General features: G+C 48.3%; 24 protein-coding genes, 1 tRNA gene and 1 pseudogene. 2 read left to right on the forward strand and 24 right to left on the reverse strand.

Annotation, left to right across the window (positions count from 1 at the left end; genetic code table 11):
• Positions 1 to 32: 32 nt before the first annotated feature.
• The 10 genes from NSMM_RS16165 to cysM form a co-directional block, all read right to left on the reverse strand.
• Positions 33 to 230, reverse strand: a complete 198-nt coding sequence (locus NSMM_RS16165) for a hypothetical protein (protein WP_218121099.1) — start codon at positions 228 to 230, stop codon at positions 33 to 35.
• Positions 231 to 287: 57 nt separating this feature from the next.
• On the reverse strand, positions 288 to 530 hold the full coding sequence (locus NSMM_RS16170; RefSeq protein WP_218121100.1) for a hypothetical protein: 243 nt from the start codon (positions 528 to 530) through the stop codon (positions 288 to 290).
• 98 nt (positions 531 to 628) lie between these two features.
• On the reverse strand, positions 629 to 952 hold the full coding sequence (locus NSMM_RS11265) for a hypothetical protein (RefSeq protein WP_143001937.1): 324 nt from the start codon (positions 950 to 952) through the stop codon (positions 629 to 631).
• On the reverse strand, positions 949 to 1,347 hold the full coding sequence (locus tag NSMM_RS16875; RefSeq protein ID WP_342671789.1) for a pirin family protein: 399 nt from the start codon (positions 1,345 to 1,347) through the stop codon (positions 949 to 951). The genes NSMM_RS11265 and NSMM_RS16875 overlap by 4 nt, the downstream gene beginning before the upstream one ends.
• Entirely contained in the window at positions 1,348 to 1,641 is a 294-nt protein-coding gene (locus tag NSMM_RS16880) for a pirin family protein (RefSeq protein ID WP_342671790.1), read from the reverse strand.
• A 91-nt stretch (positions 1,642 to 1,732) separates the two neighbouring features.
• The gene (locus NSMM_RS11275; protein ID WP_245654782.1) at positions 1,733 to 2,911 is read right to left on the reverse strand and encodes an aspartate aminotransferase family protein; all 1,179 of its coding nucleotides are present in this window, start codon (positions 2,909 to 2,911) and stop codon (positions 1,733 to 1,735) included.
• Positions 2,912 to 2,950: 39 nt separating this feature from the next.
• Complete coding sequence (locus NSMM_RS11280; RefSeq protein ID WP_090287519.1) at positions 2,951 to 3,373, reverse strand: YdbL family probable chaperone protein; 423 nt, start codon at positions 3,371 to 3,373, stop codon at positions 2,951 to 2,953.
• Between the two features lie 40 nt (positions 3,374 to 3,413).
• A complete protein-coding gene (locus tag NSMM_RS11285; protein ID WP_090287522.1) occupies positions 3,414 to 3,620 on the reverse strand; it encodes a hypothetical protein in 207 nt (68 codons plus the stop codon).
• Between the two features lie 9 nt (positions 3,621 to 3,629).
• Complete coding sequence (locus NSMM_RS11290; protein ID WP_090287524.1) at positions 3,630 to 5,675, reverse strand: hypothetical protein; 2,046 nt, start codon at positions 5,673 to 5,675, stop codon at positions 3,630 to 3,632.
• Between the two features lie 25 nt (positions 5,676 to 5,700).
• Positions 5,701 to 6,597 carry a cysteine synthase CysM gene (cysM, locus tag NSMM_RS11295; protein WP_090287526.1) on the reverse strand — a complete coding sequence of 299 codons (897 nt, stop codon included), beginning with the start codon at positions 6,595 to 6,597 and terminating at the stop codon, positions 5,701 to 5,703.
• 153 nt (positions 6,598 to 6,750) lie between these two features.
• Here cysM and NSMM_RS11300 point away from each other — a divergent pair, with 153 nt between their 5' ends.
• Both NSMM_RS11300 and NSMM_RS11305 read left to right on the forward strand, forming a co-directional pair.
• A complete protein-coding gene (locus NSMM_RS11300) occupies positions 6,751 to 7,758 on the forward strand; it encodes an L-threonylcarbamoyladenylate synthase (RefSeq protein WP_090287528.1) in 1,008 nt (335 codons plus the stop codon).
• An 18-nt stretch (positions 7,759 to 7,776) separates the two neighbouring features.
• Positions 7,777 to 8,505, forward strand: coding sequence for an HAD family hydrolase (locus tag NSMM_RS11305; protein WP_090287530.1), 729 nt, complete (start codon positions 7,777 to 7,779; stop codon positions 8,503 to 8,505).
• Here NSMM_RS11305 and NSMM_RS11310 read toward each other — a convergent pair.
• The 14 genes and pseudogenes from NSMM_RS11310 to NSMM_RS11375 form a co-directional block, all read right to left on the reverse strand.
• A complete protein-coding gene (locus NSMM_RS11310) occupies positions 8,474 to 9,400 on the reverse strand; it encodes a peptidoglycan DD-metalloendopeptidase family protein (protein WP_090287532.1) in 927 nt (308 codons plus the stop codon). The genes NSMM_RS11305 and NSMM_RS11310 overlap by 32 nt on opposite strands.
• A gap of 94 nt (positions 9,401 to 9,494) precedes the next feature.
• A complete protein-coding gene (locus NSMM_RS11315; RefSeq protein ID WP_090287534.1) occupies positions 9,495 to 10,163 on the reverse strand; it encodes a protein-L-isoaspartate(D-aspartate) O-methyltransferase in 669 nt (222 codons plus the stop codon).
• 136 nt (positions 10,164 to 10,299) lie between these two features.
• Positions 10,300 to 11,043, reverse strand: coding sequence for a 5'/3'-nucleotidase SurE (gene surE / locus NSMM_RS11320; RefSeq protein ID WP_090287536.1), 744 nt, complete (start codon positions 11,041 to 11,043; stop codon positions 10,300 to 10,302).
• 262 nt (positions 11,044 to 11,305) lie between these two features.
• Positions 11,306 to 11,382 (reverse strand) — tRNA-Pro (locus NSMM_RS11325).
• Positions 11,383 to 11,456: 74 nt separating this feature from the next.
• A complete protein-coding gene (locus NSMM_RS11330) occupies positions 11,457 to 11,837 on the reverse strand; it encodes a MerR family transcriptional regulator (protein WP_090287538.1) in 381 nt (126 codons plus the stop codon).
• On the reverse strand, positions 11,815 to 12,123 hold the full coding sequence (locus tag NSMM_RS11335) for an integration host factor subunit alpha (protein ID WP_090287551.1): 309 nt from the start codon (positions 12,121 to 12,123) through the stop codon (positions 11,815 to 11,817). The genes NSMM_RS11330 and NSMM_RS11335 overlap by 23 nt, the downstream gene beginning before the upstream one ends.
• A gap of 109 nt (positions 12,124 to 12,232) precedes the next feature.
• Positions 12,233 to 14,623: a phenylalanine--tRNA ligase subunit beta gene (pheT, locus tag NSMM_RS11340; protein ID WP_090287540.1), complete on the reverse strand. Its 2,391-nt coding sequence runs from the start codon at positions 14,621 to 14,623 to the stop codon at positions 12,233 to 12,235.
• A gap of 23 nt (positions 14,624 to 14,646) precedes the next feature.
• Positions 14,647 to 15,666, reverse strand: coding sequence for a phenylalanine--tRNA ligase subunit alpha (gene pheS / locus NSMM_RS11345; RefSeq protein WP_090287541.1), 1,020 nt, complete (start codon positions 15,664 to 15,666; stop codon positions 14,647 to 14,649).
• 248 nt (positions 15,667 to 15,914) lie between these two features.
• On the reverse strand, positions 15,915 to 16,274 hold the full coding sequence (gene rplT / locus NSMM_RS11350; RefSeq protein WP_090287543.1) for a 50S ribosomal protein L20: 360 nt from the start codon (positions 16,272 to 16,274) through the stop codon (positions 15,915 to 15,917).
• Positions 16,275 to 16,288: 14 nt separating this feature from the next.
• Positions 16,289 to 16,486 (reverse strand): 50S ribosomal protein L35, encoded by a 198-nt coding sequence (gene rpmI, locus NSMM_RS11355; RefSeq protein ID WP_090287544.1) that lies wholly within the window; start codon positions 16,484 to 16,486, stop codon positions 16,289 to 16,291.
• Positions 16,487 to 16,634: 148 nt separating this feature from the next.
• Entirely contained in the window at positions 16,635 to 17,192 is a 558-nt protein-coding gene (infC, locus tag NSMM_RS11360) for a translation initiation factor IF-3 (protein WP_425412374.1), read from the reverse strand.
• Positions 17,193 to 17,211: 19 nt separating this feature from the next.
• Complete coding sequence (gene thrS / locus NSMM_RS11365) at positions 17,212 to 19,125, reverse strand: threonine--tRNA ligase (RefSeq protein ID WP_090287547.1); 1,914 nt, start codon at positions 19,123 to 19,125, stop codon at positions 17,212 to 17,214.
• A gap of 171 nt (positions 19,126 to 19,296) precedes the next feature.
• Positions 19,297 to 20,004: a NapC/NirT family cytochrome c gene (locus NSMM_RS11370; RefSeq protein WP_090287549.1), complete on the reverse strand. Its 708-nt coding sequence runs from the start codon at positions 20,002 to 20,004 to the stop codon at positions 19,297 to 19,299.
• A pseudogene (locus NSMM_RS11375) lies at positions 20,004 to 20,120 on the reverse strand (cytochrome C554); the annotation flags it as partial. The gene NSMM_RS11370 and the pseudogene NSMM_RS11375, both read right to left, overlap by 1 nt.
• Between the last annotated feature and the right edge of the window lie 14 nt (positions 20,121 to 20,134).

Here is a 20,134-nt window from a genome sequence, read left to right on the forward strand (position 1 = left end):
CGGTTATCCCGCGTACCGCTACGTCTCTAATTTCACTGTCCAGTTTGACGTGGAATCAGTGTCCAGTTTGCTCTGGAATGGCTGTCCAGTTTGCCGTGGAATGCGTGTCCAGGTTGAACCGGAATTCGCAGGATGGTCTTTCTCGACCGGTGTCGTTCATAGTGAATGCATTTCCCGGCATTCGTGTGGTAGGTGGATACGTATGGATTCCCCGTTTTTTGTTTCAACACAATTCCAGTATCACGGGTTGATGGTCGGAAGCAGCGATTTGCATGTCGACTGAAATGTCATGCACCCTCAATGCAATATTGATGCTTACGAAGAAGCAGTTCATAAGTGGACGGCTCTGTGGTGAAGCTCGTTTCGTGCACACCGACGATTGGAGTATGCGTCAGCCCGGGATGGGCAATTGACCAAGCATCCTGTAACGCAGGAGGAACCAAGACAGAAGGATCTCCAGGGTTTCGGGATGATGACGCGGCCAACAGAGTCAGTTCCGCGAGCCTGGCGGGCAGTTGAAATCTCCACAAAGCACTACGCCTTCGCCGCGCGGCAGTACCGCAAAAGGGGGATCGGTTTCATCGATGCCCCGGGGGCGACTGCATGCTGCCACCCCATATCGCATACCTCACGCAAAGCACGAATTTGTGCGGTGCGGCGGTGCTTCGATGACGGCTTCCACGGCTATTCGCGACATGCTCGATACAACCGGGTCGACCGGCCATGGCAGCAGGTGCCGAAATACTTGCAGGAACCGGTAGACGCGACAAAATCGGATTTCCAAAAAGACGCCGTCCAGCCGCTGCCATCCGGCAGACTGCTGTCGAAACCATACCATAAATGCTCGCATAGCCAGAAAAATAACGTGCAAGATCGACCCGGCCATCGATCCCGCGCCCCCCATTGTATGTACCAGCTTACAATTTTCATTCCCACCTTCATTCTCGTTCATGCCCATCGCTTCGCGCACGTCTCGATTGCGGATTCGGCGTCAATGTGCGCTACTCCTTTGAGTACCACCGGTGCCGTGGTGTAATGTTCAGGAACCTTCAGTTCAAATGGCTGATCGCTTGCCAATCGCAGGTCCCATACATGAACCGGTGTAAATGTATGGGCAGGCCCCTTCATTCCGAAAAACTCTCCAGCAATAACGCGCACACTGCCACAGTCACCCGGCAGTTTTACTACTGGAATCTGGTTGCGCAGAATACTCTGGTAACGTGGCAAAAACATTTTATCCCTGGCGGGCAGATTGACCCAAAGCTGCACTAGCTCCAGCAAACCACCCTGTTGCGCAAAACGGCTGCTGTGAAATTTCTCATGTACCACGCCAGACGCGGCTGTCATTTACTGCACGTCACCCGGACCAATAATGCCACCGCCGCCTGAGGAATCACGGCGTTCGACCTCTCCTGCATAAACTATCGTCACCGCTTCAAAACCACGATGCGGATGTTCCCCCACGCCCAGACGCCTCGCTGCTGGTAGAAACTCCATCGGCCCGGCATAATCGAGCAATAAAAACGGGCCGAGTATTTCCCCGAACGTGGGATAGGAAAACAGCGTTCGCACCGGAAAACCATCACCGACCCCGTGATGGCGAGGATTACGCAGAATGTTCAGCAGTTTCTTGCTGATCATTAATGGTATGCCGAAAAATAGAACCATGAGCCTGCAATTGCAGATCAAGAATCGGTTTTTTTGTTGCTGGTAAGCTTGTTGAGAGTTCCAATCATGAGCGTGCGGTCAGGAACCGGTCTATGATTGCGGACACCCCGGCCACAACCTGTTCGGCCTCATCTTGACGCATGGTCAGCGCGGGCAGCAGGCGAACCACTTTTTCAGATGTCACATTGATCAACAAATGCTGCTGCAGTGCTTCATGCACCAGCTCGCCACAAGGAATCGGCAATTCAATGCCCATCATGAGTCCCTGTCCTCTGATTTTCAGCACATCCTGCCATTTCTGCAAGTGCTGCTTAAACTGTGCACGCATGAATTCACCGATGGTTATTGCGTTGGCAAGCAATCCCTCCTGCTCAATCACTTCCAGCGTGGCCAGCGCTGCCTTACAGGCGAGGGGATTACCGCCAAAGGTGGAAGCATGGTTGCCGGGCTGGAAAACATCTGCGGCTTGGCCGCTAGCAAGACAGGCTCCAATTGGCATTCCAGAACCCAGTCCTTTTGCCAACGTCATAACATCCGGTAGAATCTGGCTGTGCTGAAAGGCAAACCATGTACCGGTTCTGCCCAGCCCACACTGCACTTCATCGAGCATCAACAACCAGTCACGCTGATCGCATATCTGGCGCAAACCTTGCAGATAATTCGCTTGGGGGAAATTAACGCCACCTTCCCCCTGATAGGTTTCGAGCAGGATGGCAACGACATTTTGATTATTGGCCGCAATTTGCTCCACTGCAGCCAAATCATCGTAAGGCGCGCGCACAAACCCAGTCAGCAGCGGTTCAAAACCTGCCTGGGTTTTACGGTTGCCGGTTGCCGTCAGGGTTGCCATAGTACGACCATGAAAAGAACGCTCCATGACAATGATCGTCGGCAGATCTATCCCTCGATTGTGTCCATGCAGGCGCGCCAGTTTGATGGCAGCTTCATTGGCTTCCGCGCCAGAATTGCAAAAAAATACCTTGTCGAGACCGGACAGACTGGTCAGCCGGTCAGCCAGCAATTCCTGGTTTTTGACATGATAAAGATTGGATGTATGCACCAGAGTAGCAGCCTGTTCGCATATCGCACGGGTCAGTGCCGGATGACAATGGCCCAGTCCACAAACCGCGATACCAGATAGTGCATCCAGATAACGGACGTTCTGATCGTCCCACAACCACACACCCTCACCCCTGACAAAGGTGACCGGCAGCCGTGAATAGGTGTTCATTAAAGTAGACACAGTCAATAATCCTGTTTAAGGGTTAAGTCGATCGGGTATTTATTTCTGACGCCATGAGCCGTCCGCCTGCTGATACCACCAGCCCGGCCTTGCCAGTGAAATCCAGCGCTGACTGAAGGTACTGCGAATATCCTTTTCCCATTCGGGATGACTGTTGGCGCGGGCAATCTCACGATACAGCGCGCTGCGATCCTGATTTTCTGCGGCTACCAGTGCATTGACCGATTGTCGAACAGCCAGCGGTACGGAATTCGCATCGCGTAGCGCAACCGACCCATCGCGCGTGAGACCAACCGCGCCGTTATCGTAATATGGCTGTAACTGGGCATGGCGTCGCTGCATGCTCTGCTCCAGACTTGCAATGGCGGGCGTATCGATTTCAATGTTGGCATTCTGTGCATGACCTGTGATCGGCAGGAATAACAAAAAAAGCGACAATGATCGGAATATGGCTAGATACATGGATGCACTCTCTCAAAATGTAAATGACCAGACAAAATCATCATGGCCGGATTCCTTCCACGGGTTTTTCAGATTTCTGCGATTTATTATCATTGCGGGCAGCGCCTTCGATCTGCCACACTTCCTCGATGATCCTGTCAGCCGCTTTCTCTGCAGCTGCTGCCGGAAAATAAATGTTAATAGTGACACACGCCGATAAAGCAAGACCGGTCAGCAATATTGGCAGTAGCTTAAAATTGTTCTTCATTTTGTTGTTTCAGTGGATCGTGGGACTTCCGCTCTCGATGGCATGATTCAGCCGTTTGACCAGTTCGCGCCAATCGACCAGCCGATTATAACCCGTGATAGTAATGGCAGGAATACCACTTCCCTGCACCAGCACGTAATCTTCTGTCTGATTAAAAGCATGTTGGGCAGGATCGGTAGCTTCGATACCGCCCATCTGGCAAATATTGCCATGCAGCCGACAGCGCCAGCCAATTTTTTTATAACCAAAATCCTTAAAAAACTGTAGAAAACTTCTTTGAATCACACTGGCTGCCGAATCCCCTCCCAAGGTAGTAAGATTCTGAACAGCCGCCTGGCTGATCCGCTTCCTGTAGCTGCCCGGGCTGCTGACGAGCCGCGCATCGAATTTTACCGGCTGCCAGTTCACCAGTTCGATGTCATTAATCTCAACATCAATGCGACCCTGCATATTGCCGAATGAATAGGCACGCGTCAGCAGATCAAGATCGATATGATGCATCCCGACATCTAGCAGCAAATGCGGAGCACGGCCAAGCGGCTCGATGAACGTCAGGTTTCTGGCAATGGCCACCCCATCGAATATTTCAAATACTAGTACACCCTCCATCGTCATCACGCCATCCGCATAGGCCATCTGCGGAACAATGCCGGACAGGTTGCCAAACATGGGCGTCACTTCTAGCACCCCTGTCAATTTCTCCATCGACACAGGCAGAAGCTTGCCATTGAAGCGCCACTGCCACCCGGCTGATGCCTTTTTCACCTCCAGATTTTCCACCGCGATTCCCCCATCCAGTACCGGCACAGTCAAATTTAGCACACTGAACCCGTGTGCATGGGTCATAAAAATAGTCTCCATTTCTCCCAAAGGAATGTGCAGAATTTCACCGGAAGCAAGCTGAATGTTTCCTTGAGCAGTCTGGTTGCTGTGCCAAGGAATCAGCGCATTGACACCGGTAACCGCAAATCGCCCTTGTGTATCGGTCAGCGCAACATCCTGCAGCTTAAGCACCAGTGACTGCGTATCTCCATCCTGATAACACCAGTCGATATCAAGCTTCCCCCTGGCAGCGGTCTCGGCCAATGCGGTATCCACCGTCAGTGGCTGAATGATGCTTGAAAATAGCGTACTCAGTTCCAGTTCTTCTGCCTGCAGGCTTATTTTTCCGAGTCGCTGACCTATCCTGTCGATTTCACCCGCAAAATGGATTGTCCCAATACCGTTCATTTGCAATGCGCTCTGTTCCACGACAAGCCTGTCGTTATAAAGCATACCGCCGACTGTCAATTGCTGGCCTGCACCTTCGAAATAGAAAGGCTGCCAGAATATCTCGCCACTGGGCCAGACAAGCGTTCCCTGCCAGTGCCAGGCAGCTTTTTTCTGCGTTGCGCGCGCATCAAGCCGTAACACCACACGCTCACCGGCGTGTAGCCCCTGGGCATCGCTGAATGCCAATGCCCTGACTTCCAGATTCGCTGCCCATGTCGCAATCTCGCTTTCACGTCCGGCCATATCGATCACACCATTGAGACTGCCAGCCTGCAGCTGCGGCCAGTGTTCGTCTTGTGGTAACCAACCTGCCATAAGACTGTTGCTGCCGTTACTGATTTGCAGGCGTGCCTGCCAGATCGAATTTTGCCAGTTGAGCGCAAGGCGCCAGCTTTCATCTGCACCTGGCTTGACAGTCAGCAAGAGTCGCTGCGGATCCAGTGCATAACGAAAGGTTACTGGCAGGATTTTGCCTGCAATACGTAATCTGCCTGCATCACAGGCAATCTCGTGACGGGTCAGTTGAAAATCCTGGCATTGCAACTTCAGATGACGCCATATCCTGTTTTTGATAGCAACCTCGCCGATATCGATTTCGAGCTGTTTGCCCTGCGGGCCGGCGACAAGATCAAATTGAAGTGTACGCACGTTGAAAACAGGATGACTGATTTCATCCAGCGTAAAAACAAAGCGAGAAACCGCGTTTCCCATGGGCGGGAGCAGTAGTAGTAGCATGAAGAGTGCGCAGCGGGCAACGGATAATTCGGCTTGCATCACTGCCATCATTCATGCCAGCTCGAGTTCAGGTTTATGTGCTTTCAGTAGCAAACACACCGGTAGAAAGATAGCGGTCCCCCCGGTCGCATGCAATAAAAACGACGACAGCATCACTGACCTGCTCGGCAACCCGCATTGCGGCCACCAGCGCTCCACCAGAGGAAATACCGGTAAAAAGACCTTCTTCCCGCGCGAGGCGCCGGGTCATGGCTTCTGCTTCCATTTGTGAAACCAGCAGAATGCGGTCAACCCGCGCAGGATCATAAATTTCAGGAAGATAAGCCTGCGGCCACTTGCGGATACCAGGGATCTGCGCTCCTTCTTCCGGTTGCACACCGATGATTTCAATATCAGGTTTTTTTTCGCGAAAAAAACGTCCGCACCCCATGATCGTGCCAGTGGTGCCCATGCTGCTGACAAAATGGGTAATACCTCCTTCCGTATCCTGCCAGATTTCTGGCGCAGTTCCTTCATAATGCGCCAGCGGATTGTCCGGATTGGCAAACTGATCCAGAATCACGCCCCCGCCTTGCGCGCGCAACTGTTCGGCCACATCTCTGGCCTGCTCCATGCTACCCTCTTTCGGTGTCAGAATGATCTCCGCCCCAAATGCCGCCATGGCCTGGCGACGCTCGATACTCTGATTCTCCGGCATCACCAGAATCATCCTGTAACCCATCATCGCCGCAGTCATGGCCAGCGCGATGCCAGTATTACCGCTGGTTGCTTCGATCAGCGTATCACCCGGTTTGATTTTGCCGCGCTGCTGCGCGCGCATGATCATCGAAAAAGCCGGCCGGTCCTTAACTGAACCAGCAGGATTGTTGCCTTCCAGTTTGGCCAGAATGACGTTGCTAGTCTGTCCCGGAATACGCTTGAGTCTGACTAGAGGCGTATGACCAACAAAATTCTCGATAGACTTATACATAGCAATTATAATCCACGGTCAATAAAAGCAAATTATCGCACAGATAGGGCGTATATCCAGAAATGAGGTTAGTAGCTTCTTCCGACTTGTTTACTTGTCAACCTTTCTCGCGGTAATCACGACAGATCAATTCATCATGACATAGGAATTATTTTGACATCACCGTCAAACGGCTCATCTAGCAGGATCGTACAAGCAGCAACCCGCCTGAATCGCGGCGAACTGGTCGCATTTCCAACTGAGACAGTTTATGGGCTGGGCGCAGAAATCTCGCAAGCGGCAGCAATCGAAAAACTGTTCTCGGTCAAGGGCAGACCAAAAAACCATCCACTGATCGTCCATTTTGCTCATCTTGCTGATCTTGACTACTGGGCTGAGAATATACCAGATTATGCCTGGTTACTTGCCGAACACTTCTGGCCAGGACCGCTTACTCTGATATTGCACAAAAGCGCGCATGTACCATTAAGTGTCACTGGTGGACAGGATACGGTCGGACTACGTATCCCAAAGCATCCGCTTGCATTGGCATTGCTGGCCGCCCTGGGTCCGCACAAGGCCCTGGCGGCGCCGTCAGCAAACCACTTCGGCCATATCAGTCCGACGCTCGCCAGCCATGTCGAAGCAGATTTCGGCAACCAGCTTGGCATGATACTCGACGGTGGAGCCTGCGCCGTCGGAGTGGAGAGCACGATCATCAGTTGTATCGGTCATTTCCCCCAATTATTGCGCCCGGGCGGCATTCTCCATACCGATATCGAACAGGTCATCAAATGCAACCTCTCCACAGGAACCGCACAAACTACTATCAAGGCTTCAGGTTCACTCGCATCTCATTACGCGCCAGTCACTCCCCTGAAAACTCTGGACGACTCATCGCTGATCAACTACCTCGATACCCTGCTGCAGCAAGGACTGCGTATTGGTCTGCTCATTCACAGCCAGAAACTTCAGGCTTTATTTACAGCAAAAAAAAACGTACACTGCGTTTTGATGCCGGATAATCCGCAAGATTACGCTAGACAACTATATACCACCCTGCGGGCTCTCGATCAACAGGGCCTTGCTTGCCTGATCACCGAAGAGGTGCCAGAAGGGGCTGAATGGCTGGCAATTGCGGATCGTTTGCAGCGTGCCGGTCATCGTCACTCTTCCAATTAACGGTTATATTTATCAATCATGACACTAGCAGCAGTTTTGTTCGATGTTGACGGCACACTCGCCGACACGGAACGCGATGGTCATCGCGTAGCCTTCAATCAGGCATTCAAGGATTATGGCCTTGACTGGCACTGGGATGTCACACTTTATGGAGAGCTGCTGGAAATCACTGGCGGCAAAGAGCGTATTCGCCATTTCTTGCAACATTACCAACCAGCATTTCCACCGCAGGACAATCTTGACCAGTGGATTGCAGATTTGCACCGTACTAAAACTGGTCATTTTCTGACTTTACTGAATAAGGGGAAAATTAAACTGAGGCCGGGAGTGGAAAATCTCATTCGACAATTACGCACGGACGGCATCAAAGTGGCCATTGCCACCACAACGACTCCGGAAAATGTCACCGCCCTGCTTGAAAGCACGCTGGGCATTGGCTCACCTGATTGGTTCGACGTGATTGGCGCGGGCGATATCGTACCCCACAAGAAACCGGCACCGGATATTTATCTGTGGGTGATGGACCAGTTAGGTGTATCCGCAGAACATTGCATTGCGATTGAGGACTCTGCGAACGGGCTGCGCTCAGCTCTGGCTGCAGGGATCAAAACAGTCGTCACCAGCAGCGAATATACCCAATTACAGGATTTCAGTGAAGCAACATTGGTACTGCCAAATCTGGCTGGACTGAATAGGTCAACACTGCACAAACTGGTCAGCGAGCCGGCAGGAATTCCAAAGGATTGACCGGCTGACCCTGCTTGCGTATCTCAAAATGAAGCTTTGTAGAACCGTTATCGGTTTGACCCATTTCTGCAATTTTCTGCCCACGAACCACCCGGTCACCTTCCTGAACCAACACTCTGCTGTTATGTCCATAAGCGCTAAGATAGGTATCATCATGCTTGATGATCACCAGATTGCCATAACCCCGCAACCCACTGCCGCTATAGACTACCGTGCCTGACGCCGATGCATGTACGGATTGATTAGCACCGCCCGCGATACCCACACCTCTTGATTTCTCTGAAAAATTATCCTGAATACGCCCATCGGTTGGCCAGATCCAATCAATACCCCCGATTTTTTTGCTACCAACAGGCTTCTTCGTATCTCTGTTGTCAACACCAGGGTTGCTGATCGTCACTTTTTCATATGGTTGTCCTGTCCGGGAAGATGCAAGCTGTTCACGCGCAGCCTCGGAATAAGGCAGCATAACTCCTTTGGGTTCCGTTTTGAGTGTTGCTGAAGGTGCATAGGTAACGCCAGGCGCGACCGTATTGAACACCTGATCATCAGGGCTTGTAACAGCAAAAATACGTGGTTCATTGCTGACTGAAATATCGCCGGGCGCTTCATGACGGTCTGAGACAGACAGCAAAAGTTCCTGGCCAATTCTGAGCTGACCGGGGTCCGTGATTCCATTCATCTGCGCCAGCTGATAGGAATCAATGCCATATCTGCGCGCAATGCCGTACAGTGTGTCACCATGCTGAACTACATGAAGGCGTCTACCATCAAACTGGTGCAAACCAGGTGAAGACGCATCGCGTCCAATCTGCCGCTCGACGACCGGGACCGGATATGGCGTCGATGCGCAAGCACTCAACAGCACAACGATCAACGGGAAAATCAATTTCATTGGACTGAACACCTCAAATCGATTTGTAAAATTACCTGATGCAAAATTTAGTTATCCCGTTCGATTGATTCACCGAACTCAACAAATACGATATCTACCGATTAACAGTTCCCGGTAACATCGGCACAAACATCACTTCATCCAACACGGATTCTACAAAGCCCTCCGTAGTATGCTCTATCAGACACAGATGCTGTTTACGGTCTCCCCTTGGAAAAACCACTCGCCCGCCAATAGACAGCTGACCAAGCAATGCTTCGGGAATTTCCCGAATAAACGCCGTTAATATAATGCCATTATATGGCCCTGCCTCAGGCAGACCAAGCATTCCATCAGCGTGTCTAAGAAAAACATTACGAACGCCCATCTTAAGCAAACGAATTCTGGTTCGAGTCAATAATGGACCGATACGTTCAATCGAATAGACTTCACGGGCAATCCTGGAGAGAATTGCCGTTTGATAACCACAACCCGTCCCAATTTCAAGTACTTTCTCCAATGGATGCTTGGCTTTTTCTCGCAGTAGCGCAGTCATGCGCGCGACAGTCCATGGGCTTGATATGGTTTGTCCAAAATTAATTGGCAAAGAAACATCTTCATAAGCCCGAGAAGCCAGTGCCGCTTCCACAAAAAGATGCCGGGGTACGATATTCATCGCGTTAAGCACGAACTCATCGATTATTCCCTGCTCCCGCAAGCGCTCGATCATACGAATCCGCGTTCTCTGCGAAGTCATGCCAATTCCTGAATGATACACACTCACCAGCTCACCCCATCGCAGGATTTAGGTAACAAAGAGGCACGCCTATAGTAAGACAGGAAACGCCTACCAATCAAACGCATAAATACTCGGTGAACAAGCACAATGTCTGTTGTCCATCAAAAATATTTGATCCTGGTCATTGTCCTACCCAGGTTTTAGCAAAGTCAATCTGATCATAGTGAGTCAAATCAATCTGCAACGGCGTCATCGATACCCGGTTTCTCTGCACGGCAAAAAAATCGGTACCTTCACCAGCGTCCTGCGCCCCACCAGCAGCTCCCACCCAGTAGACTGTTTCTCCACGCGGAGTCAGGGATTTAATAGTAGACTCAGCTTTATGGCGACGACCTAACCGAGTGACTTCCATACCAGCTAGTTGATCATAAGGAATATCTGGCACATTGACGTTCAGCAAAATTGGCACATGAAATTTGTTATCCAGGTAATGCTTGACGAGATCCAGCGCCACTCTGGCTGCAGTTGCAAAATTACCGCGCGATACACTAACCATGGATACTGCTATGGAAGGAATGCCCAGCAGAAAGCCTTCCGTGGCCGCTGCCACCGTTCCAGAATAAATAGTATCATCACCCATATTGGCACCATCGTTTACACCAGAAATCACCATATCGGGAAGTCCTTCCAGCATGCCAGTTACAGCCAGATGAACACAGTCTGTTGGCGTACCGTTGACATAGTAGAAACCGTTATGTGAACGACGCAAAGACAGCGGACGATCAAGTGTCAGTGAGTTACTGGCCCCGCTACGGTCACGCTCAGGTGCAACTACCGTAATTTCAGCGATAGTGGACAGTGCTTCGGCGAGGTGGGCAATACCTGGCGCAAAATACCCGTCATCATTACTGAGCAGAATGCGCATTTAAAAACTCTAGGATAATTAATTACTTAATTGAAAAAACACTGAATACAAACAACCCTATAAATTTAAAACATATCTAAAAATCTTTATTAGCCAGCAGGTTATTAAAATATTTCCCACTTCAATCATTTCGATAACATATCTGATTGTCCACGGGAAAGTCTCTCCATATACCAATCGCATACTGTATCAATAGTTTTTATTCAAGCCTAGACTTTTTTGAATTCCAAATTTTTAGAGATCCCTTAACCCAGGAATCACTTGGTCGGGGCGAGAGGATTTGAACCTCCGACCACTTGCACCCCATGCAAGTACGCTACCAGGCTGCGCTACGCCCCGAAGAATAAAATTATAGCAAATCCACTAAAGCCAGCTCATTACTACTGCACGAATCCAAGGAACAAAATGATCCTTTATACCCCCCCCCGCAACAACGTCAAAATATCCTTAATTTCCTGTTTCACAGCAACCAGCGCTATTTCTGATACGGGTGGCGAATCATCTGCCATCAGAAACGTGGCTCCGTTCTTTTCTGATGGCAGATGATTGCGCGCACCATTAATCGTAAAGCCCTGATCATACAGCAACTCACGTATACGCCGAATCAGAATTACCTCCTGATGCTGATAGTAGCGACGATTGCGACGCTTGATCGGATTGAGTTGAGTAAACTCCTGCTCCCAGTATCGAAGCACATGGGGTTTAACCAAGCATAGCTCACTCACTTCCCCAATTGTAAAATACCGCTTCGCCGGAATGGGTGGTAACGATTCACTTGGTTTTTGCTTGTCCATGGTAATGCTTTTCAACCATTGTTTTCAGTTTCTGACTGGCGTGAAATGTCACTACCCGCCGGGCAGAAATAGGAATTTCTTCTCCAGTTTTTGGATTGCGCCCCGGCCGTTCCGGCTTGGATCTCAGTTGAAAGTTACCAAAACCTGATAGTTTGACGCCATCTCCTCCCTGCAAGGCGGCACGCATTTCGTCATAAAACGCCTCTACAATTTCCTTGGCTTCACGCTTATTCAGTCCAATATTTTCAAATAACAAATCGGTGAGATCTGCTTTAGTTAACGCCATATCATCTTCCCCTAAAACTGTTACAAAAAAATCGTCATCCAGAAAACGCGTAACCAATATATTATGCCCGGAACCCAGGAACCTGAACTCTTACGCCAAACCGGACAATTTAGCTGCGGAGCACCGCTCCAAACTGATGAGCGAGCATGCCAATCAGGTCATTCACCGCCCGGTCTATTTCCTGGTCCGTGAGAGTCTTGTCAATATCCTGCAGCAACAAACGGAAAGCTAAACTTTTTTTGCCTGGCATCAGTTTTTCTCCACTATACAAATCAAATAGCGCAACCTCGACAACGATATCAGCTTTACATGTAAGTATCGCGTCAAGCATGGTTTGCAAAGTTACCTGGGTATCCACCTCAAATGCTATATCGCGTCTTACTGGTGGAAATTTCGACAGTGCGCGCATGATTGGCAACGTGTGCGTGACGGTAGATGCAGTCCTGATTTCAAATAACACAACGGCACTTGGCAAATGATATTTTGCAGATAAACGCGGATGTAGCTCACCCAACCAGCCAGCAAATTTTTCACCAACCAGGATTCTGGCTGACTTACCGGGATGCATAGCTGGGTGTATGCCGGGTTCGAACAGAACTTTGTTAGGCGCAAACAAGGATTCTATATCCGCCTTAACATCAAAAAAATCGATTTCACGACTTTTTACTGCCCATTGTTCAGGCAAAGCGCTACCAAAACATAAGCCTGCAATATTTTCTACTTCCCGTTCTTCAGAACTATTTACCACAAAGCAACGCCCAATCTCAAATATCCTGACTCGATTCTGCTTACGATTGAAGTTAAACTGCAAATTGCTGACAAGCCCCCCCAGAAGACTACTGCGCATCACGCTCATGTGACTGGCGATTGGATTTTTTAGCCGCACACTTTCATGGCTGCCAGCAAAATCAACCTCCCATCCCTCTTCCACAAACGCATAGTTAATCACTTCCTGATAATCGCGCGCAGCCAAAATCTGACACAACCGTTTAATCGATACTGATTGAGTCTCGGGCTCCGGCAGCATTTCCAAGGATGCTTTGGGCACACTCGCAGGAATTCGATCATAGCCATGAATACGGGCAATCTCTTCGATAAAATCCTCTTCAATGGCCAGATCAAATCGGAAGGCAGGAGGCGTAATGCTGAATGAATCTCCCTCAACGGAAAAATCAAACCCCAATCTACCAAAGTATTCGGCTACATCATTCATCCCCAACTGCATACCCAATACCCTGTTGATACGTTTCAAGCGAACGCACACGGAACACCGTTGCGGCAGAAATGCATCGTGCCTAACTTCGTTCACAGGCCCAGCCTCGCCGCCACATACCTCCAGAACCAAGGTAGTTGCTCGCTCTATGGCTGCACGTGTCAAAGAAAAATCGACCCCTCGCTCAAATCGATGAGCTGCATCTGAAGTAAATCCCAGTCCAAATGATTTCCCACTGATTGCTGCCGGCGAAAAGAACGCACTTTCGAGAAAAATAGCTTTGGTTTGTAGTTGATTGACTCCACTTTCACTGCCCCCCATAATACCCGCCAAAGCAAGTGGTTGCTTGTGGTCGGCAATGATCAGCATGTTGCTATCCAACTGTAAGTCAGTACCATTTAAAAGCTGTAAATGTTCGCCTGTTTTAGCATAACGTACGCTTATTGCCTGCTGATCTATGCGTGAAATCTTGTCAAGATCGAATGCATGCATCGGCTGGCCGGTTTCCAGCAGCACATAATTGACAATATCTACTACAGCATTCACCTTTCGCAAGCCGCTCCGCTGCAGTCGTTGCTCCATCCACGACGGGATTTGCCGATCTGAAGCAATGCCAGTAATCACACGCCCACAGTAAAGCGGGCAGGCATCCGGGGCCTCTATCTGGACAGGTAACGTATCTGAAATTTGGCTCTGGGCTGGTGATAACGGCATTAAAGTCAACGGAGAGGCAGTAATGGCAGCAACTTCACGCGCGATCCCGTACATGCCAAGACAATCTGCACGGTTGGGCGTTAATTTAAGCGTAAATACCCGATCGTCCAATGCGTAGTATTGCCTGAAATTTCGACCAACAGGTGCCTCACAAGGTAAATCAATGATGCCCTCTGCTGCGCCATCACTCAATCCGAGCTCTGCGAAAGAACATAACATGCCCAAAGACTCGACCCCACGAATACTACCCCGTCGAATCGTCAATCCTGGCAACTGCGCTCCGATCAGGGCACAAACTGTCTTCATCCCCGGTCTAACATTATTAGCACCGCAAACAATCCATAAAAATTCACTTGCATGTTCGCCAACATTGACTTCGCAAACATTTAGCCGATCTGCATTGGGATGTTTCTGTACGCGCATAACTTCAGCTACCACCACTTGCTGAAAATTCGGCGCGACAGGAACCACACTTTCCACCTCCAGTCCTGCCATCGTCAGAGTATGCGCCAGCTCATCACTGCTACACGACGGGTCAACAAAGGTTCTGAGCCAGTTTTCAGAAAATCTCATTTCACGTATTTAATATCCAGCAATCAATTAAACTGCTTTAGAAATCGCAGGTCGTTCTCAAAGAATAAACGCAAGTCATTGATGCCGTAACGCAGCATAGTAAGGCGCTCGACACCCAAGCCAAAAGCAAACCCGATATGTTTTTCGCTATCAATATTCACATGACTCAACACGGCTGGATGCACCACGCCACAACCGAGCACCTCTAGCCAACCGGTATTACCACATACTCTGCAACCCTTGCCTTGACACATTACACAGCCTATGTCCATTTCAGCGGAAGGTTCAGTAAAAGGAAAAAAGGATGGTCGAAATCTGACCGGCAAATCCTCTCTTTCAAAAAAACCCTGCATAAATTGCGCTAATACACCCTTCAAGTTTGCAAAACTGGCTTCCTCGTCGATCCACAAACCCTCTATTTGGTGAAACATAGGTGTATGCGTGACATCTGAATCACAGCGATAGACTCGCCCAGGCGCGATAATTTTGATTGGTGGCTGATGATTCTCCATGTAGTGAATTTGTACTGGTGAAGTATGGGTTCGTAACAACCCACCACCATCGACATAGAATGTATCGTGCATTGCTCTTGCAGGATGATTCTCAGCGATATTCAATGCGGTAAAATTATAAAAATCGGTTTCAATCTCTGGTCCGGTTGCGATGGAAAATCCAATTGAGCGGAACAACGATTCGATCCGATTAAGCGTTCTTGTGACGGGATGAATGCCACCCGTACCATAACCTCTCCCTGGCAATGTAATATCGAGACTTTCTTCCGTCAGGCGGGCCAGCAACGCATTTTCTTGAAAAAATGTTCTTCGGCTGACAATCGCTTCCTCGAGTTTTTTCTTCGTTAGGTTGATACGCTCACCCATCAGAGGGCGCTCAACCACGCTAATCGTTTTCAAATTTTTTAACAAAAAGGTCAGCTTTCCTTCTTTACCCAAATAACGAGCTTTAATTTGCTCAAGCTCTGCCATGCTCTCCGCCTTCCCGAGAAACTCAGTCGCTTCATTGAACAACTCTTCTAAATTATTCATCGTGACAAAATTCTTTTTTCATAAAAAAAGAGGCCGGAATAGCTTGAATCCGACCTCCCTTGGAAATCTCGTCCGGGTAAGTTGAAAAAAATGTACCCAGCACTCAGAAACGATACTGCAATCCCTTTAAGCAACAATTTCTACTGATAGACGAGAAAAATATTTTCCAAATACTTATTAGCAAAAAGCAAAATACGCTCTATTCACCTCAGAATGTTTTTACAATATCAGAAATAAACTAAAAGGCTTCAAACCGCCAAACCCACCTTGGCCTGCTCGGTAATTTTCTTAAATGCCAGTTTATCGAATACCGCCAAATCAGCTAGAACCTTACGGTCCAACTCAACTCCTGCTTTTTTCAAACCATTCATAAAAACACTATACGACAAACCACATTCACGCGCAGCAGCATTAATCCGCGCTATCCATAATGCCCTGAACTGTCTTTTCTTCTGCCGACGATCACGATAGGCATACTGTCCGGCCTTCATGACAGCCTGCTTTGCTACCCGATAGACATTTTTACGCCGGCCCCGATAACCCTTAGCCAGCTTGAGAATTTTTTTGTGTCGTGCGTGTGCAGTTACACCTCGCTTAACTCTTGGCATTTTATTTTCCTCCCTTAAGCATAAGGTAACATGGCGCGCACAGATGCCATGTCATTTGCATGAACTGAAGTGGTGCCTCTCAATTGTCTTTTATTTTTTGTTGTTTTTTTGGTAAGAATATGGCGTTTAAAAGCCTGAGACCGTTTAATTTCTCCACTGGGCCTTACTTTAAAACGCTTAGCAGCGCCTTTTTTAGTTTTCATTTTTGGCATTCGTATCTCCTCATTAGTTGTGATTCGGGGCGTTTCTGATTAGAAAACTTAAAACCCAGTAACCACTTGTTATTTATATTCACACTACCAGTCAAACTGATAATAACCCAATAATCAGCTTTGACCGGTATTTTATATTATTTTTAGTCTACTCAGCTGGCTTAGTTTTAGTAAGCTTCGTGTCCTTTTTTTTGGGAGACAGCACCATTACCATTTGTCGCCCCTCCAATTTCGGAAACTGCTCTACCACAGCTATCTCATCAAGATCTTCCTTCACCCGTTCCAGCAGCCGGATACCAAATTCTTGATGCGCCATCTCCCGGCCGCGAAATCGAAGCGTGATTTTTACCTTATCACCTTCGTCCAGGAAGCCAATCAAATTCCGCATTTTTATATTGTAGTCACCCGAATCCGTATTGGGGCGAAACTTGATTTCTTTGATCTGCACCTGCTTTTGTTTCAGCTTGGCATCATGTTTCTTTTTGCTTTCCTGATAGAGAAATTTTCCGTAGTCCATTAATCTGCACACAGGCGGCTCAGCACCAGGCGCAATTTCCACCAGGTCAACCCCCGCATCTTCTGCCATTTCTATCGCTTTGGCAGTTGGCACGATTCCAATCTGTTCACCATCAATCCCGATCAATCGGATCTGTGGTGCAGAAATATCCCTATTTATTCGAGCAGCCTTTTCCTGAGCTATGGTAATTCCTCCAGTTAATTAAATCTTAGATTTGCGACGCAACACGTTGCTCTTTTTGTATACGTCCAATAAAATCCTGCACAGTCATCGATCCCAGATCTTCACCCGATCTGTTTCGGACCGTAATCACATCCAAAGACATTTCCTTATCTCCAACAATAACCTGATAAGGCAATTTTTGCATACTATGCTCTCTGATTTTATAGCCAATTTTCTCATTTCTCAAGTCTGAGCTGACACGAATACCACAGCTTTGCAGTTTACAAACAATTGCCAGCGCGTAATCCAACTGATTTCTGGAAATATTCAAGACAATCACCTGCTCCGGGGCAAGCCATAGCGGCAGTGCACCGGCGTGATGCTCAATCAGAATACCAATGAAACGTTCCATGGAACCCAGGATCGCACGATGTAACATTACCGGGGTCTTTCTTGTGTTATTTTCGGCAACATAACTGGCATTAAGCCGTTCCGGCATGGAAAAATCCAGTTGTAATGTGCCACATTGCCAAACACGAGCAAGACTATCCTTCAAAGAAAATTCTATTTTAGGACCATAAAAGGCGCCTTCACCAACTTGCAGCTCCCACGACAGATTTTTTAGGTTCAGTGCTGATTGCAATGCTTGCTCGGCAGTATTCCACTGGTCTTCGCTACCCACTCTTTTAGCCGGGCGGGTAGACAGCCTCACCAACACGTCATTGAAACCAAAATCCTTGTAAACACAGTTCAGCAAATCGACAAATCGCATTACTTCATCCTGAACCTGCTCCTGCTCACAAAAAATATGGGCATCATCTTGCGTAAAAGCGCGCACTCGCATAATCCCATGCAAGGCACCGGACGCTTCATTCCGATGGCAGGAACCGAATTCAGCAAGCCTCAAGGGTAAATCTCGGTAGCTACGCAAGCCCTGATTAAACACCTGCACATGTCCTGGGCAATTCATGGGTTTGATCGCATAATGCCGATTCTCGGAGTCAGTAACGAACATATGTTCCCGAAAATTTTCCCAGTGTCCCGAACACTCCCATAGCGATCTATCCAGAACTTGAGGCGTACGAATTTCCTGGTAACCATTATCTCTAAAAATACGACGCATATATTGCTCGATCTGCTGCCAGACAATCCACCCCTTTGGATGCCAGTAAACCATGCCAGGAGCTTCTTCCTGCATATGAAACAGACCTAACTGCTTTCCCAACTTACGATGATCACGTTTTTCAGCTTCCTCAAGAAGATGCAGATACTCGTCTTGTTGTTCTTTTTTTATCCAAGCTGTCCCATAGATCCTCTGCAGCATCTCATTATTGGAGTCGCCACGCCAGTAAGCACCAGCTACTTTCATCAGTTTAAACACTTTCAGTTTTGACGTAGTTGGCACATGGGGGCCACGACACAAATCAGTAAAATCTCCTTGAGAGTATAAGGAAACAGTTTCGTTGCCAGGTATCGAATCAATTATTTCTGCTTTATAAAGCTCTCCCTGCTGTTTAAAGAACTCGATTGCTTTTGTACGGTCAAAGACTTTACGTTCGATTTTCAAACCTCTTCGGCTGATTTCCAGCATTCTTTTCTCAATTGCAGCCAAATCTCCCGGCGTAAATGGTCTGCTATAGGCAAAATCATAATAAAAACCATTTTCAATGGTCGGTCCAATCGTAACCTGCGCATCAGGAAATAATTCCTTAACCGCGTGCGCCAACAAATGTGCGCTTGAATGACGGACAATCTCCAGTCCTTCCGGATCCTTATCTGTTATTACTGTCAGCTCGCAATCACCATCAATCACATTTGACAAGTCAACCAACTTTCCATTGATTTTCCCAGCCAATGCTGCGCGCGCAAGCCCTGCACCTATCGATTCAGCGACCTCAAATACCGTGACTGGAGAGTCAAATTCTTTTCTCGTTCCGTCTGGCAAACAAACAACCGTCACTAATAATCCTCGTCACTTAATAAAATTCTCTAATACCAATGTATCAGCCACTTCTGTATCAAATCTTCTGACTCATCAAACAAGAAGCTCGTGAAGAAATAGTGCTGCTAGCCTCACGAGCTTCAATTAAAACTTTACAACTCTGATTTAGAATTCACACTAGAATGAGCCTTACTCATCATCGTCGTCTTCATCAGAAGATTCATCTGCAGCTTCACTTTCTTCTGTGTCTGCATCCTCGTCTTCCTCATCTTCATCTTCATCTTCATCTTCATCTTCGTCTTCGTCTTCGTCTTCGTCGTCACCCTCTTCTGGTTTCAGCACCATTTTTCCTGCTGCCAGGCTGGCGTTCAGATCAGTCATTGGCGCTTCTTCATGTACCAGATTCTGGTGACAATCTATGCAGGTCGCACCTTCTGTTTCCATTTTCTTGTGTGCTGCCTGGGCATCCTCTCCCGGTGGGTTCGGTTTTTTGTGACAGGTGCGACAGGTGATGCTGTCCCATTTTTTGAGATTCATCCGTGCATCGTGTGCCATGATCAATCTGCGTTCGTCAAATTTCTCCAGCGTGGAATAATCATTTTTCAATTCCAGGTACAGCTCTCTGGCGCCATCCACTATGTGAGTGGCCACTGCCAGATGAAAATTCTCTATCCCTTGCGGAATATGGCAGTCCTTACACCCAGGATTGACTCCCAGCGCGCCATAGTGGGTGGAATGCTTGAGTTCTTCCTGTGGATAACTCATCGAATGACAGCTGGTGCAGAATTCTTCCGTAGATAACGCCGCTTCTCCACCAAATACGACTGCCAGCAATACGATACCCAGCAACCCACCTACCAGCAAGGTGCCAATCGATCCTTTTTGTAAAGTAGTCATTAGTCTTTTTCCTTTTTGGTTTCTTTAGCGCTGGCCTGAAACTCGTCGTGATATTTGAATTTAGGCTCTCCAGTATAGACACCATCTAATTTGTAATGTTCATGCATGGCTTTGATCTACTTGACGTGGC

The organism is Nitrosomonas mobilis (assembly GCF_900103035.1).
GTDB lineage: Bacteria > Pseudomonadota > Gammaproteobacteria > Burkholderiales > Nitrosomonadaceae > Nitrosomonas > Nitrosomonas mobilis.

What these genes read in the sequence shown, in the direction of transcription:
- NSMM_RS11265 (WP_143001937.1), bottom strand. Translation starts at nt 952, where the DNA reads ATGAACGAGAATGAAGGTGGGAATGAAAATTGTAAGCTGGTACATACA.
- NSMM_RS16875 (WP_342671789.1), bottom strand. Translation starts at nt 1,347, where the DNA reads ATGACAGCCGCGTCTGGCGTGGTACATGAGAAATTTCACAGCAGCCGT.
- NSMM_RS16880 (WP_342671790.1), bottom strand. Translation starts at nt 1,641, where the DNA reads ATGATCAGCAAGAAACTGCTGAACATTCTGCGTAATCCTCGCCATCAC.
- NSMM_RS11280 (WP_090287519.1), bottom strand. Translation starts at nt 3,373, where the DNA reads ATGTATCTAGCCATATTCCGATCATTGTCGCTTTTTTTGTTATTCCTG.
- NSMM_RS11285 (WP_090287522.1), bottom strand. Translation starts at nt 3,620, where the DNA reads ATGAAGAACAATTTTAAGCTACTGCCAATATTGCTGACCGGTCTTGCT.
- NSMM_RS11290 (WP_090287524.1), bottom strand. Translation starts at nt 5,675, where the DNA reads ATGGCAGTGATGCAAGCCGAATTATCCGTTGCCCGCTGCGCACTCTTC.
- cysM (WP_090287526.1), bottom strand. Translation starts at nt 6,597, where the DNA reads ATGTATAAGTCTATCGAGAATTTTGTTGGTCATACGCCTCTAGTCAGA.
- NSMM_RS11305 (WP_090287530.1), top strand. Translation starts at nt 7,777, where the DNA reads ATGACACTAGCAGCAGTTTTGTTCGATGTTGACGGCACACTCGCCGAC.
- NSMM_RS11310 (WP_090287532.1), bottom strand. Translation starts at nt 9,400, where the DNA reads ATGAAATTGATTTTCCCGTTGATCGTTGTGCTGTTGAGTGCTTGCGCA.
- surE (WP_090287536.1), bottom strand. Translation starts at nt 11,043, where the DNA reads ATGCGCATTCTGCTCAGTAATGATGACGGGTATTTTGCGCCAGGTATT.
- NSMM_RS11330 (WP_090287538.1), bottom strand. Translation starts at nt 11,837, where the DNA reads ATGGACAAGCAAAAACCAAGTGAATCGTTACCACCCATTCCGGCGAAG.
- NSMM_RS11335 (WP_090287551.1), bottom strand. Translation starts at nt 12,123, where the DNA reads ATGGCGTTAACTAAAGCAGATCTCACCGATTTGTTATTTGAAAATATT.
- pheT (WP_090287540.1), bottom strand. Translation starts at nt 14,623, where the DNA reads ATGAGATTTTCTGAAAACTGGCTCAGAACCTTTGTTGACCCGTCGTGT.
- pheS (WP_090287541.1), bottom strand. Translation starts at nt 15,666, where the DNA reads ATGAATAATTTAGAAGAGTTGTTCAATGAAGCGACTGAGTTTCTCGGG.
- rplT (WP_090287543.1), bottom strand. Translation starts at nt 16,274, where the DNA reads ATGCCAAGAGTTAAGCGAGGTGTAACTGCACACGCACGACACAAAAAA.
- rpmI (WP_090287544.1), bottom strand. Translation starts at nt 16,486, where the DNA reads ATGCCAAAAATGAAAACTAAAAAAGGCGCTGCTAAGCGTTTTAAAGTA.
- NSMM_RS11370 (WP_090287549.1), bottom strand. Translation starts at nt 20,004, where the DNA reads ATGACTACTTTACAAAAAGGATCGATTGGCACCTTGCTGGTAGGTGGG.